The 13,824-nt window shown below is 55.9% G+C and carries 13 protein-coding genes; 7 read left to right on the top strand and 6 right to left on the bottom strand.

The genetic code is table 11. From position 1 onward, the window contains the following. The first annotated feature begins 2 nt into the window (after window positions 1–2). Complete coding sequence (gene gsiC, locus HVX72_RS14080; RefSeq protein WP_060569892.1) at window positions 3–923, top strand: glutathione ABC transporter permease GsiC; 921 nt, start codon at window positions 3–5, stop codon at window positions 921–923. A 2-nt stretch (window positions 924–925) separates the two neighbouring features. Continuing rightward, window positions 926–1,837 carry a glutathione ABC transporter permease GsiD gene (gsiD, locus tag HVX72_RS14075; protein WP_042285003.1) on the top strand — a complete coding sequence of 304 codons (912 nt, stop codon included), beginning with the start codon at window positions 926–928 and terminating at the stop codon, window positions 1,835–1,837. 72 nt (window positions 1,838–1,909) lie between these two features. Here the strand turns inward: gsiD and rimO are convergent, their stop codons facing one another. After that, window positions 1,910–3,244 (bottom strand): 30S ribosomal protein S12 methylthiotransferase RimO, encoded by a 1,335-nt coding sequence (gene rimO / locus HVX72_RS14070; RefSeq protein ID WP_181821676.1) that lies wholly within the window; start codon window positions 3,242–3,244, stop codon window positions 1,910–1,912. 264 nt (window positions 3,245–3,508) lie between these two features. Between rimO and bssR the strand changes: the two genes are divergently transcribed. Then, window positions 3,509–3,892, top strand: coding sequence for a biofilm formation regulator BssR (gene bssR / locus HVX72_RS14065; protein WP_060569890.1), 384 nt, complete (start codon window positions 3,509–3,511; stop codon window positions 3,890–3,892). 128 nt (window positions 3,893–4,020) lie between these two features. Next, complete coding sequence (locus HVX72_RS14060) at window positions 4,021–5,136, top strand: PQQ-dependent sugar dehydrogenase (RefSeq protein WP_181821674.1); 1,116 nt, start codon at window positions 4,021–4,023, stop codon at window positions 5,134–5,136. Here the strand turns inward: HVX72_RS14060 and HVX72_RS14055 are convergent. Further along, window positions 5,133–6,419: an ABC transporter substrate-binding protein gene (locus HVX72_RS14055; RefSeq protein WP_181821672.1), complete on the bottom strand. Its 1,287-nt coding sequence runs from the start codon at window positions 6,417–6,419 to the stop codon at window positions 5,133–5,135. The genes HVX72_RS14060 and HVX72_RS14055 overlap by 4 nt on opposite strands. 22 nt (window positions 6,420–6,441) lie before the next feature. After that, on the bottom strand, window positions 6,442–7,533 hold the full coding sequence (locus tag HVX72_RS14050; protein WP_042284995.1) for a cellulase family glycosylhydrolase: 1,092 nt from the start codon (window positions 7,531–7,533) through the stop codon (window positions 6,442–6,444). 143 nt (window positions 7,534–7,676) lie between these two features. Here HVX72_RS14050 and HVX72_RS14045 point away from each other — a divergent pair, with 143 nt between their 5' ends. Continuing rightward, window positions 7,677–8,714, top strand: coding sequence for a LacI family DNA-binding transcriptional regulator (locus HVX72_RS14045; RefSeq protein WP_181821670.1), 1,038 nt, complete (start codon window positions 7,677–7,679; stop codon window positions 8,712–8,714). An 18-nt stretch (window positions 8,715–8,732) separates the two neighbouring features. On the opposite strand, the gene HVX72_RS14040 is transcribed toward HVX72_RS14045, so the two are convergent. Beyond that, the gene (locus tag HVX72_RS14040; protein WP_181821668.1) at window positions 8,733–9,359 is read right to left on the bottom strand and encodes a glutathione S-transferase family protein; all 627 of its coding nucleotides are present in this window, start codon (window positions 9,357–9,359) and stop codon (window positions 8,733–8,735) included. Window positions 9,360–9,607: 248 nt separating this feature from the next. On the opposite strand from HVX72_RS14040, the gene dacC reads away from it, so the two are divergent. Beyond that, complete coding sequence (gene dacC, locus HVX72_RS14035) at window positions 9,608–10,810, top strand: serine-type D-Ala-D-Ala carboxypeptidase (protein ID WP_060569946.1); 1,203 nt, start codon at window positions 9,608–9,610, stop codon at window positions 10,808–10,810. A 39-nt stretch (window positions 10,811–10,849) separates the two neighbouring features. On the opposite strand, the gene deoR is transcribed toward dacC, so the two are convergent. Together deoR and ybjG are read right to left on the bottom strand one after the other, a co-directional pair. Next, window positions 10,850–11,608 carry a DNA-binding transcriptional repressor DeoR gene (gene deoR / locus HVX72_RS14030; RefSeq protein ID WP_042284989.1) on the bottom strand — a complete coding sequence of 253 codons (759 nt, stop codon included), beginning with the start codon at window positions 11,606–11,608 and terminating at the stop codon, window positions 10,850–10,852. A gap of 71 nt (window positions 11,609–11,679) precedes the next feature. Further along, complete coding sequence (gene ybjG, locus HVX72_RS14025) at window positions 11,680–12,288, bottom strand: undecaprenyl-diphosphate phosphatase (RefSeq protein WP_181821667.1); 609 nt, start codon at window positions 12,286–12,288, stop codon at window positions 11,680–11,682. Window positions 12,289–12,587: 299 nt separating this feature from the next. Here ybjG and HVX72_RS14020 point away from each other — a divergent pair, with 299 nt between their 5' ends. Next, on the top strand, window positions 12,588–13,820 hold the full coding sequence (locus tag HVX72_RS14020) for an MFS transporter (protein ID WP_181821665.1): 1,233 nt from the start codon (window positions 12,588–12,590) through the stop codon (window positions 13,818–13,820). Window positions 13,821–13,824: the final 4 nt, after the last annotated feature.

Below are 13,824 nucleotides of genomic sequence, written 5' to 3'. Positions count from 1 at the left end.
TGATGCTTAATTATATTCTCAAGCGCTTGTTGGGGTTGATTCCGACGCTGTTTATTGTGGCGGTGCTGGTTTTTTTATTCGTCCATCTGCTCCCCGGCGATCCGGCGCGGTTGATCGCCGGGCCGGAAGCCGACGCGCAGGTCATCGAACTGGTGCGTCAGCAACTGGGGCTTGACCAGCCGCTGCATGTCCAGTTCTGGCATTACATGACCAACGTGTTGCGCGGCGATTTTGGCCTTTCGATGGTCTCCAGGCGACCCGTTTCCGAGGAGATTGCCAGCCGTTTTATGCCTACGCTGTGGCTGACGCTCACCAGTATGGCGTGGGCGGTTCTGTTCGGCATGGCCGCGGGTATTGTCGCCGCTGTCTGGCGCAACCGCTGGCCCGATCGCCTCAGCATGACGCTCGCCGTTACCGGGATCTCCTTTCCGGCCTTTGCGCTGGGGATGCTGCTGATGCAGGTGTTTTCCGTCGGGCTGGGCTGGCTGCCGACCGTGGGGGCCGATAGCTGGCAGCACTATATTTTGCCGTCAATCACCCTGGGCGCAGCGGTGGCGTCGGTGATGGCGCGCTTTACCCGCGCGTCCTTTGTCGATGTGTTAAGCGAAGATTACATGCGCACCGCGCGGGCGAAAGGGGTGAGTGAAACCTGGGTGGTGCTCAAGCACGGACTGCGCAACGCCATGATCCCGGTCGTCACCATGATGGGGCTGCAGTTTGGCTTTTTGCTCGGCGGTTCCATCGTGGTGGAGAAGGTCTTTAACTGGCCGGGGCTGGGGCGTCTGCTGGTGGATTCGGTGGAAATGCGGGATTACCCGGTGATACAGGCCGAAGTGCTGTTATTCTCGCTGGAGTTTATTCTTATCAACTTAGTGGTGGATGTGCTCTACGCGGCCATTAACCCGGCTATCAGGTACAAGTAAGGATGCGATTACGTCACTGGCGCCGTCAGGCGATATTGAACGCGATGCCTCTGGTGAAACCGGAGCGGGTGCGCACGCCGTGGTACGAATTCTGGCGACGCTTTCGTCGCCAGCATGCGGCGCTGATTGCCGGTCTGTTTGTGCTGGCGCTGATTGTGGTGGCGGTGTTTGCCCGCTGGCTGACGCCGTTTGATGCGGAAAATTATTTCGATTACGACCGGCTCAACGAAGGTCCGTCGGCGCTGCACTGGTTCGGCGTGGACTCGCTGGGCAGGGACATCTTCAGCCGGGTGCTGGTCGGCGCGCAAATCTCTCTCGCGGCGGGGGTATTCGCTGTGCTGATCGGCGCGGCGATCGGTACGGTGCTGGGGCTACTGGCGGGCTACTATGAAGGCTGGTGGGATCGGTTGATTATGCGCATCTGCGATGTGTTGTTCGCCTTTCCCGGCATTCTGCTGGCGATAGCCGTGGTGGCGGTGCTCGGCAGCGGTATTGCTAACGTGATTATCGCCGTGGCGATATTCTCGATCCCGGCCTTCGCGCGCCTGGTACGTGGCAATACGCTGGTGTTGAAGCAGCAAACATTTATCGAGTCGGCCCGAAGCATTGGCGCCAGCGATGCGACGATCCTCTTCAACCATATTCTGCCCGGAACCGTTTCGTCGATTGTGGTGTTTTTCACCATGCGCATAGGGACGTCGATCATTTCGGCGGCAAGTCTGTCGTTTCTTGGTTTAGGGGCGCAGCCGCCGACGCCGGAGTGGGGCGCGATGCTTAATGAAGCGCGAGCGGATATGGTGATCGCGCCGCACGTGGCGCTGTTCCCGGCGGTGGCGATATTTTTGACGGTACTGGCGTTTAACCTGTTAGGCGATGGACTGCGGGACGCGCTGGATCCGAAAATTAAAGGGTAAGCGAGGGGAAGGGACCGGTGTTGACCGGATGCGACATAGATGGCGCATCCGGCAATCGTGAGGGGGTAAACGTTAAACCCGGGAACCCCACAAATCATATTCGTCGGCGTTTTCCACCTTAACGCGAATCACATCGCCGGGCTTCACGTGGGTCTCACCGTTCAGGTAAACCGCGCCGTCAATTTCCGGTGCGTCCGCCATGCTGCGGCCGATCGCGCCTTCCTCGTCCACCTCATCAATGATGACCATTATCTCGCGACCCACTTTCTCCTGCAGGCGTTCGGCGGAAATCTGTTGCTGTAGCTGCATAAAGCGGTTCCAGCGCGCTTCTTTTACCTCTTCCGGCACCTGATCCGGCAGCGCGTTCGCGCCTGCGCCCTCTACCGGGCTGTATTTGAAGCAGCCGACGCGGTCGAGGCGCGCTTCTTTCAGGAAGTCGAGCAGCATCTGGAAATCGTCTTCCGTCTCGCCCGGGAAACCGACGATAAACGTCGAACGCAGCGTCAGTTCCGGACAGATTTCACGCCACTGTTTGATGCGCGCCAGCTGGCGGTCAACGGAACCCGGACGCTTCATGAGCTTCAGAATGCGCGGGCTGGCGTGCTGCAACGGAATATCCAGATACGGCAGAATTTTGCCTTCCGCCATCAGTGGGATCACGTCATCGACATGCGGATACGGATAGACGTAATGCAGACGCGTCCAGATGCCGAGCCTGGACAACTGCTCGCACAGGCTCACCATGCTGGTTTTCACCGGCTCACCGTTGTGGAAACCGGTGCGGTGTTTCACGTCCACGCCGTAGGCGGAAGTGTCCTGGGAAATCACCAGGATCTCTTTTACCCCGGCGTCGACGAGGCGTTTGGCTTCGCTCAGTACTTCGCCAATGGGACGGCTGACAAGATCGCCACGCATGGACGGAATAATGCAGAAGGTGCAGCGATGGTTACAGCCTTCGGAAATTTTCAGATAGGCGTAGTGACGCGGGGTCAGCTTCACGCCCTGTTCCGGCACCAGGCTCAGGAACGGATTATGCTTCGGTTTGGGCACGTAATGATGGACGTGTTCCAGAACCTGCTCATAGCTGTGCGGTCCGGTAATTTCCAGCACTTTCGGATGGACTTCGCGGATCTGATCTTCTTTCGCGCCCAGACAGCCTGTCACGATCACTTTGCCGTTTTCATTCAGCGCTTCGCCGATGGCTTCCAGCGACTCCTGCACGGCGCTGTCGATAAAGCCACAGGTATTAACGATGACCATATCTGCATCGTCATAGCTCGGGACAACGTCGTAACCTTCAGTGCGCAGTTCCGTCAGGATACGTTCTGAATCGACAAGGTTCTTCGGGCAACCAAGAGAGACAAAACCAATCTTTGGCTGCAGGGAGGGATTTCGGGTTTGTGACATGCTGATTTACTCACGTTGCATCAATGGCGCGGGATTTTAACGGCATAGTGGCGGAAATTATACAGGAATGTGCGCGTCCCGACAGATTAGTTATTAGCGGCGGCGAAAACGCCCTGGCTCAGCGCTGCTGAGGGAGGTCAGATGTACTATTAACATTGTAAATAATGTTAATTCCCGGTGAATTATTGATCTCCGGCAGCTTTTTGAGCAAAAAACGACCATACTATAAAATTGCACTATGGTTGCAAAAAGGAGGAACGAAGTATGTTCGTTGACAGACTGAGAACCGATCTGCTGAATAAGCTGATCAACGCCAGGATAGACCTCGCTGCGTATCTGCAGCTACGGAAGGCGAAAGGATACATGTCAGTCAGCGAGAATGATCATCTACGTGATAACTTTTTCGAACTGAACCGTGAGCTGCACGATGAATCGTTGCGCTTCACTTTGCATCTCGACCAGGAAGAGTGGGATGCTTTGCACCGTGCCGAAGGGGCGCTGGCCGCTGCTGCCGTGTGCCTGATGAGCGGCCATCATGACTGTCCGACTGTCATTGCCGTCAACGCAGATAAACTCGATAACTGCCTGACGACGTTAACGCTGAGCATTCAGAGTCTGCAGGCCAACTCAACGGCTGAATATGCCTGAAGCCAGTTCTGGAAACCTGTCTGTAATAAGGGGGAGGATGCTCCCCCTTCATATTAAGTTTTTGTAAAAATCGCCGCGTTATGTTCCTTGCTGACTACGCTTTAATCCAGAGTCATCAAGGAGGCGTTATGCGTCTATCGCTTATCCCGTTTATCCCCGCACTGTTATTTTCAGCGTTAGCGCAGGCCGAAACCCCCGCGGTCAACGTTGAGGTATTGCAAACCAAACTGGACCACCCGTGGGCGCTGGCGTTCCTGCCGGAGGATACCGGTATGCTGATCACCCTGAAGGGGGGTCAGCTACGTCACTGGCAGGCGGGAAAAGGGCTTTCCGACCCGCTGGCGGGCGTCCCTAAGGTCTGGGCGAACGGTCAGGGCGGTCTGCTGGACGTGGTGCTGGCGCCGGACTTTGCCGAAACGCGGCGTGTCTGGCTCAGCTATGCGGAAGCCGACGCGGAGGGTAAAGCAGGCACGGCGGTCGGCTTCGGGCGGCTCAGCGACGATCTTTCGCGGCTGGAGAACTTCCAGACCGTATTCCGCCAGATGCCCAAACTGTCCACCGGTAATCATTTCGGCGGCCGTCTGGTGTTTGACGGTAAGGGATACCTGTATATTGGTCTTGGCGAAAACAATCAGCGACCCACGGCGCAGGATCTCGACAAACTTCAGGGCAAAGTGGTGCGTCTTACTGAGCAGGGTGAAGTACCGTCTGATAACCCGTTTGTCAACCAGGCGGGGGCGCGTCCAGAAATCTGGTCTTACGGGATCCGCAACCCACAGGGGATGGCGATGAATCCGTGGAGTCAGGTACTGTGGCTGAATGAGCACGGCCCGCGTGGCGGTGATGAGATCAATATCCCAGAGAAAGGCAAAAATTACGGCTGGCCGCTGGCTACATGGGGGATCAACTACAGTGGCTTTAAGATCCCGGAAGCAAAAGGGGAAACGGTGGAAGGCACCGAGCAGCCGATTTTTTACTGGAAGCATTCCCCGGCAGTCAGCGGCATGGCGTTTTACAACAGCAACACGTTCCCGCAGTGGAAGCAAAAGGTGTTTATCGGCGCGCTGAAGGATGAAGATGTAATCGTCATGAACGTCGACGGGGATAAGGTCAGCGAAGAGGGACGCATTCTGGGTGAACGGGGTCAGCGCATCCGCGACGTGCGCGTCGGACCCGACGGTTATCTGTATGTTCTGACCGACGAGTCCGACGGCGAGCTGTGGAAAGTTAGCCCGCGTAGTTAGCGCATAATCCGCCTGAGTACGCGGTTAGCCTGCTGTTCAAATTCGCTGGCCGCTTCATCGATCGTTGCTTTTCCATGGTCGATGTTTTCCCGTGCGGCGGTAAAGAGAGCGATAATTTGCGGATCTTCCAGCCACGGCATAACCGGCGAGTGGTTCGGTAGCGCCGCGGACTGCTGGAGTCCGGTGACCACCGGATCGTCGTCTTTTAATACGCCTGCGTCGCGCAGAATTTTCTCGCCTGCCGCACTCAGCGGAACGCCACGTTCCAGCCCGGTCGCCAGCACACCCTCGGGCTGACTCATCAGAAAATCGATCAGCATTGCCGCTTCCTGAGGGTGTTTGCTGTGTTTACTAATAGAGAACATGAGCGCGGTTTTATTAAATTGCCCGGCATCTTTTGCGCCTTCACGCATCGGATATGGCCCCATTACCAGATCGGACGGATTGGGGAGATTCTGTGATTCCGCTGGATACAGCACATTCCAGTTATAAATACCGGCCCATTCACCGTTGATCCACGGCTTCATTTCGTAATAGACCCCTTTACCGTAGGCCGCCAGCTCTTTGGCATCCGGGATGACGTGCTGGTCGGTCAGTTGCTTATAGAAGTTAAAGGCTTCCACCAGCTCCGCATGACTCCAGGCGATTTTGCGCCGTTGCTCATCAACCATGGGCTTTTGGTATTTTTGATACAGCCAGGAACGCAACAGCAGCAACCCGTCCTGTTCTGAAAGGATCAACGGATAATAGTTATCGCCGAGCTTCTGTTTGAAAACCGGTCCGGCCTTCAGCAGTTCATCCCAGGTTTCAGGAAACGCCACGCCCGCTTTTTTCCATGTCGCCGCGTTGTAATAAAACAGCATGACGTTTGCCGAGACGGGAATCGCGTTAATTTTGCCCTTGACGGTGGTGGTCGCCAGCGAGGCGGGAGAATACTGGTCCAGCCCAACCGGCCCGCTGAGCTGGCGGAGATCGTAAAAACCCTCGCCGTTTTTCGACAGCAGGGTCAGCCAGTTCCAGTTGGTTTGCATAACGTCGGCTTCCGTGCCGCTGTTCATTTGCGTGGTGAAACGCGAATAGTAACCGTCCCAACCGGTATATTCCGCTTTCACCTTAATACCGGGATACCTGGCCTCGAATGCGTCCAGCGCTTTCAACGTGGCCTGATTACGTACTTTCCCGCCCCACCAGGCAAAGCGAATCTCTACCGGTTTAGCGGACCAGGCGCTGGCGGCGGCGCTCAGACCGCAGCAAACCAGCAGAAATAGCAGTGATTTTCTCATCGTAAACGTTCTCCATGTTGATTTATGTCCGGCTATTGCGCTGCTGCCGACGAGAATCAGTAAGTTGTTTCACCAGGCGCATTTCCTCTTCGCGCCATGGCGTGCCGTCCGGTTTCAGCACATCGTGAAACCAGAGCGACTGCGGGTCAGGATGGCATTTATTGACCCCAGGCCAGGGGATCCAGGTTTGCGTTTTGCCCTGCACCAGCCCCCAGTGATAGCAGCCGGTATCGAAGGCGCTGAACAGCGGCAATTGCTCGCTGAAGACACACTGGGTGTGGCGGGAAAGCCATTCGGTGCAAAGCACCGGACGGCCGTAGCGGGAAAGGGTATGCAGAAGCGATGCCTGGGTTGCCGCGGGCGCGTAGGCGTGATAGCTGATGATATCCGACAGCGCTATTGCGGCAACGTCAATGGGATGTTCAAGGGTGCCCCAGACATCATGCTCAACGTGCCAGGCGGCAGCGGTCAGCGGCTGTGAGGGGCTGGCGCTCCGCGCCCAGCTAAAAACCTTGCGCAGCAGTCGCAGGGCGTGTTCTTCCAGTTCCACATCCACTTCCGCATAGTCGGTGGGGGAGACGAACACGCCACGGTTGCCCGGTTCGTTGTACAGGTCCCAGATGGCGATGCGCCCGTCGTTGGCGAAACGGGTAATGATATCGCAAACATAGGCTTCCACCTGTGGCCACGGGTCAGCAGACATCACTATCTCCCGGCCCGGGCTGGCGGCGGCCTGGCTGTTATGTACGCCGGGAGTGGGCGCTTTTTGCGGTCCATACCACGGCTCGTCGCCGGAAAAACCACAGTCGTCCAACAGCGTCAACATCACCTGCATATTGTGGCGCGCGGCAACGTTGAGAAAAGCGTCAATACGCGCCATCAACCCGTCCCGGTCATGCTGCCAGACCACATACGGCAGATTAGTACGCAGTGCGTTGTAACCGTATCGTTCCGCCCACGCCAGCTCCTGTTCAATTACCGGTAAATCAAAGGTCTCAGCCTGCCACATTTCGTTCCAGTTAACGGCGGTCCGTGGAAGATAGTTGAATCCGCAGGCCCAGCCGTGCTGCGCAAACCATGCCTGCGCCTGGCGAATAGTCCATTGTTGTTGCATCGTTTTTCTCCTTGCTAATATTATTAGCTAATTTTTATTAACTTTATTTCAGATGCAATCACGGCGCGAGGAATCTGCAAAGGCGTTCACAAATTAACGCCGGGGAGAGTGTGGTATAGTCTGGCGAGGCAGAAGGAGTTGATATGCAAAAGAAGAATAAAATAACCATGAGTGATATTGCCCGCGAAGCGGGGGTATCACAGGCTACCGTGTCGCTGGTTCTGAATAACAGCCGCAGCATTCGCTTAAGCGAGGCCACGCGCGAGCGCGTGTTTCAGGCCGCGCGGCTGTTGGGTTATCAAAAACTGACGGTAGCGCATCGCCAGGAAGGGCAGGAGGAAATCGCCCTGCTGGTCAGCGGGATGCCGGGCTACGACCCCTTTGTCGACGCGTTAAGCGAGGCCAGCAGCACCGCCTGGCAGCATGACATGCTGCTTACCGTCTATGATTACGGTGATGACGTTGAACTGGCGCGGCATATTTTGCAACAACTTGCCCAGCGCCACTGCGCGGGCGTTATTTTTGCCAGTCCGGTTACCCGGGTCTTTGACTTTTCCCCGTTCAGACATGCCGTTCAGATGCCTGTGGTCCTGCTGAATCAGTACGATCCGACGCGTCCTCTGTTGCCTACCTTCTTGCCGGATGATAAGGCTAACGCCTGTCAGGTGACACAGCATTTGCTCGATCAGGGCGTGACGCGTATCGCGCATATCATGGGCGACGAATGGATGGACGCCAGTCGGTTACGTCTGGAAGGTTACCAGCAGACCCTCGGGGCCGCGGGCATTGCACTGGAAGAACAGCTTGTTCGCCAGACAGACTGGTCGCTGAACGCAACCTATCACGCCACCCAGGCGTTGATGCAGTTGCCTCAGCCGCCTGAGGCCATTTTTTGCGCCAGCGACTGGATGACGCTGGGCTGCTATCAGGCGCTGGCGGCGATGGGCGTGAAGATCCCCGACGATATACTGGTGTGCGGTTATGACGATCAGCGCATTTCGCATCAGCTCACCCCGCAGCTTACCAGCGTTCAGCTGGCCTATAACGAGCTAGGGAAAATGGCGGTGGAATATTTATGTCAGGGCGATGATAACGCGACGCACTGCAGGCTGGTGGGTAAACTTCAGGTACGCGGCAGTAGCCTGCGTACCGGAAAAGGGCCGGGGCGAAAAGAATCTTAACCGGCCTGATTGTGCGCATTAACTCACCGGGATCATCACCGTTTTACGAAACGCCGGGCGTTCGGCAAGCTGCTGATACCAGCGTTCGAGGTGCGGGCGCTGGGTCCAGGTCAGGCCGACGTTAAACAGGTTATAGACGAACGGCGCGATGGCGATGTCGCCCAGGCCGAACGCATTTCCCGAAAACCAGGTGTGATTCGCCAGTTCTGCATCAAGAATCGCAAACAGCTCATCACAGCGTTTGGCGCCGGCATCAATTACGGCCTGGTCGCGCTGCTCCGGTGGGGTACGCACCAGACCCATCAGCACCACGCGATGCGCCGGGCTGAGCGTCTGGTTCGCCCAGTCCATCCATTTTTCACCCTCAGCGCGGCGCGCAGGCGCATCGACCCACAGGCGTTTCTGTCCATACTGCGCCGCCAGATAACGCACGATTGCGTTGGATTCCCAAAGCACAAGATCCGTTTCATCGTCACGCAACAGAGGCACCAGCCCGTTCGGATTCATCGCCAGATAATCGGGATCCTGATTCACACCAAACTGGCCTCCCGCCAGGATATGGCTAAACGGTAATTCCAGTTCTTCGAGCGTCCATAACACTTTCTTGACGTTGGTTGAGTTATTGCGACCCCACAGCGTAATCATAATTACCCCTCACAAAATGGACAGCCTCCGGGCTGCGTTCGTCTTCCATGGTGAGATAAACCTAACATTTACGCAACAGTCTGCAAAAAAAACGCCCCGGTTGCAGCGTGACGGGGCGTTATTGCATAAACTTTAAAAACTTTACCAACTTACGGTTCCCTTACGCTTCTTAGTGCGTTATTACTCACCGCACTTATTATACGGTGGTATGACGTATATTTTTTTGAATGGATACTCGGGTGGCATTTATGACGTATTTATCTTCTTCCCTCCGTAATATCGCAGCGGGTTCAGCCCTGTTATTCCTTTTCGCGCCAACCGCAATGGCGGCGGAACAGACCATTGCCGCGCCTGCCGTGGATGCGCGCGCGTGGATTTTAATGGATTACGCCAGTGGTAAAGTGCTGGCGGAAGGTAACGCTGACGAGAAGCTGGACCCGGCGAGCCTGACGAAAATCATGACCAGCTACGTTGTCGGGCAGGCGCTGAAAGCGGGCAAAATTAAGTTGACCGATATGGTGACCATTGGTAAAGACGCATGGGCGACCGGCAACCCGGCGCTGCGCGGCTCGTCGGTCATGTTTCTTAAGCCTGGCGATCAGGTGGCGGTATCTGACCTGAATAAAGGGGTGATCATCCAGTCCGGCAACGACGCCTGTATTGCCCTGGCGGACTATGTCGCCGGCAGCCAGGAATCGTTTATCGGTCTGATGAATGCTTATGCGAAAAAATTGGGGCTGACCAACACCACGTTCCAGACAGTTCACGGGCTGGATGCGCCGGGCCAGTTCAGTACCGCGCGCGACATGGCGCTGCTTGGCAAAGCGTTGATCCACGATGTGCCGGAAGAGTACGCCATCCATAAAGAAAAAGAGTTTACCTTTAATAACATCCGCCAGCCTAACCGTAACCGTCTGCTGTGGAGTTCCAGCCTCAACGTTGATGGTATGAAAACAGGTACCACGGCGGGCGCGGGGTATAACCTGGTGGCATCGGCAACCCAGGGCGATATGCGCCTGATCTCTGTGGTGTTGGGGACCAAAACCGATCGCATCCGCTTTAACGAATCGGAAAAACTGTTGACCTGGGGCTTCCGCTTCTTTGAGACCGTGACGCCGATCAAACCAGACGCCACTTTCGTCACCCAGCGCGTCTGGTTTGGCGACAAGAGTGAAGTCAACCTGGGCGCTGGTGAAGCCGGATCGGTGACCATCCCGCGCGGACAGCTGAAAAACCTGAAGGCCAGTTTTACCCTGAATGAACCGCAGCTCACCGCGCCACTGAAAAAAGGTCAGGTTGTCGGCACCATCGACTTCCAGCTTAACGGGAAATCCATTGAACAACGTCCGTTGATGGTCATGGAAAACGTCGAAGAGGGCGGCTTCTTTAGCCGGATGTGGGATTTCGTGATGATGAAGTTCCACCAGTGGTTTGGCAGTTGGTTCTCTTAAAACGCCAGAAGGCCGGAGAAACGCCGTCTCCGGCCTGATTTAGTACATCACCTTTATCCGCTGCGCTTTGGCGAAGTGGATAAATTCATCGTCGGGACAGCGGTCGCTGACTATTGCGTCAAAGCGTTTCAGATCGCCCATTCGCGCCGGGCGCACTTTGCCGAATTTACTGTGATCCACCACCAGGACATGACGCTGCGCCATCGACATCGCCCAGTGCTTGACCGGTAATTCTTCCAGGTTAAAACAGGTCGCGCCTTTGCTGATATGTACCCCTGCGGCGGAATAAAAGGCAATGTCCGGACAGATATTGTTCAACGTTTCCTGCGCGTCAAGCGGCTTGAAAATGGCGTTGCTGGCATGAAATTCACCGCCGCAAAGAATGGCGCGGCACAGCGGTTTTTCCTGCAGTGCGAGAAAGGTATTCAGTGAATAACAGACCGCAGTGAACGGTGTGTCGTTATCGATCGCTTCGATGATCCACGGCGTGGTGGTGCCGCAGTCAAAAAACAGCGTTTGATGAGGCTGAACCAGTTCTGCCGCCAGGTGCGCCGCACGCCGCTTTTCTTCGACCAGGCGAGACTTTTGATCGCTTAACAGGTAATGGCTGGCGCTGCGGGGCTCCAGCACAATATAGCCGCCCAGCAGCACGACCGGCGCGCTACGGCTATTCAGGTCGCGACGAATTGTCATTTCAGAAACGCCCAGCAGGGTCGCGGCTTCCTTGAGATGAAGTTTATCGCTGCGTTTCAGTGCCTGCAGCAGTTGACCAATACGCTCATCGCGACGAGTTTCCATAATTCCCCTGGACGAATAAATAAGCACGCTGCTGATAGCAGAGTGCTTAATATTACTCTTTTTCCCCCGGTTTAGTCACGCACCCAGCCTTTGCGAATGGGCAGGGCAAAGCAGAACCGATAGGCATTTTGCAGCCCGCGATACAGAGCCGCGCCGTATTTTTGCCAGATCATCTGCGCGTTCAGACAGCCAATCATCCCCGCCAGCAGTCCGCCGAGCATATCAAGCGGCCAGTGAACGCCAAGATAAATGCGGGACCATGCGATGGTGAGCGCCAGCGCCATCAGGATGATGCCGGACCACAGGCGATGCCAGAAAAGAAACGCCAGCGCAAAGGTAAAAATGACCGTTCCGTGATCGCTTGGATAAGAGTCGTCCGCCGCATGGGGAAGATAGTGGTAGCCCACGCCTTCCGCAAACGGGCGCTCGTGGGGGAACAGGTGCCCCATCAGCCAGGAGACCAACAGGCTTACCGCCAGCGCCAGCGTCATTTTGACAATCAGTCGGCGCTGGGCGCAAACCTGGCCGCGCGGCCCCCAAAGCCAGAGCGCTACGGCGGCGAGGGGCACGATACCGATCAGATCTTTTGCGATAAAGATAGCGAGGGAAATCATCCAGGACGTCGAGTCCGGCGTAGCGTTAATTAACGAGAACAACGAATAGTTTATATTTTCCAGCATAACTTCCAGACTCAGTGCGTTGACGTAATAATCTGTGCAGGAACGAGAATAAATTTGGCGATCCCACGGGTAAAGCGGCATTGTCCTATTCACCTGTTAAATGAGGTGTTTTTAAGACATTAACGCCTGTTAATCGCTCATGATAAAGCCGCTAACGTAGACTGACCTTAAACCAACGGTGGCGGTAGAGATGAGACGGTAAAAATGTGCGCAATTTACTTTCGCTGCGCATAATTCACTATCTCCGGTGGCGCAGTTTCATTACACTTTGCGCGATTTTTAACTGGCGATGAGATTGCATGCAAAACCGTTTACAACAAGGTGCCCGGCTTGGACGTCAGGCGCTGCTTTTCCCCCTCTGTCTGGTGCTCTACGAATTCTCAACCTATATCGGTAACGATATGATCCAACCCGGCATGCTGGCGGTGGTGGCGCAGTATCAGGCAGGGATTGACTGGGTACCGACATCCATGACCGCCTACCTGGCGGGCGGCATGTTTCTGCAGTGGTTGTTAGGGCCGCTGTCGGACCGTATTGGCCGTCGGCCGGTCATGTTAGCTGGCGTGGTATGGTTTATTGTTACCTGTCTCGCCACGCTGCTGGCGCAAACGATCGAACAGTTCACCCTGCTGCGTTTTTTGCAGGGCATCAGTTTATGTTTCATTGGTGCGGTAGGTTATGCGGCGATACAGGAGTCGTTTGAGGAAGCGGTGTGTATCAAGATCACCGCGTTAATGGCCAACGTCGCGCTGATCGCGCCGCTATTAGGTCCGCTGGTTGGCGCGGCCTGGGTGCACGTTCTGCCGTGGGAAGGGATGTTTGTGCTGTTTGCCGTACTGGCGGCGATGGCGTTTTTTGGACTGCAACGGGCGATGCCTGAAACGGCGACGCGCATCGGCGAGCCGCTTTCGTTAAAGGCGCTCGGACGTGATTACCAGCAGGTCATGAAGAACGGGCGCTTTGTCGCTGGCGCGCTGGCGCTCGGATTTGTCAGTTTGCCGCTGCTGGCCTGGATTGCGCAGTCGCCGATTATCATTATCAGCGGTGAACAGCTCAGCAGTTATCAATATGGCCTGCTGCAGGTGCCGATTTTCGGCGCTCTGATTGCCGGAAATCTGGTGCTGGCGCGTCTGACTTCCCGCCGCACGGTGCGTTCGCTGATTATCATAGGCGGCTGGCCGATTGTGCTGGGGCTGATTCTTGCCGCGGCGGCAACGGTGGTTTCATCCCATGCTTATCTGTGGATGACCGCCGGGCTGAGCGTCTATGCGTTTGGTATTGGTCTGGCGAATGCCGGGCTGGTACGTTTGACCCTGTTTGCCAGCGACATGAGCAAGGGCACTGTTTCCGCGGCGATGGGGATGTTGCAAATGCTCATTTTTACCCTCGGCATAGAGGTCAGCAAATATGCTTATCTGAGCGGTGGAAACGGATTGTTCAGCCTGTTTAACCTCACTAACGGTATTCTGTGGCTGCTGCTGATGGTGATCTTCCTGAAAGATAAACAGGTCGGGAACACCCGGGAAGGATAACGCC

The organism is Citrobacter sp. RHB21-C05, from assembly GCF_013889015.1.
Lineage (GTDB): Bacteria > Pseudomonadota > Gammaproteobacteria > Enterobacterales > Enterobacteriaceae > Citrobacter_A > Citrobacter_A sedlakii.
This window is presented reverse-complemented; position numbering and strand designations above follow the sequence as displayed.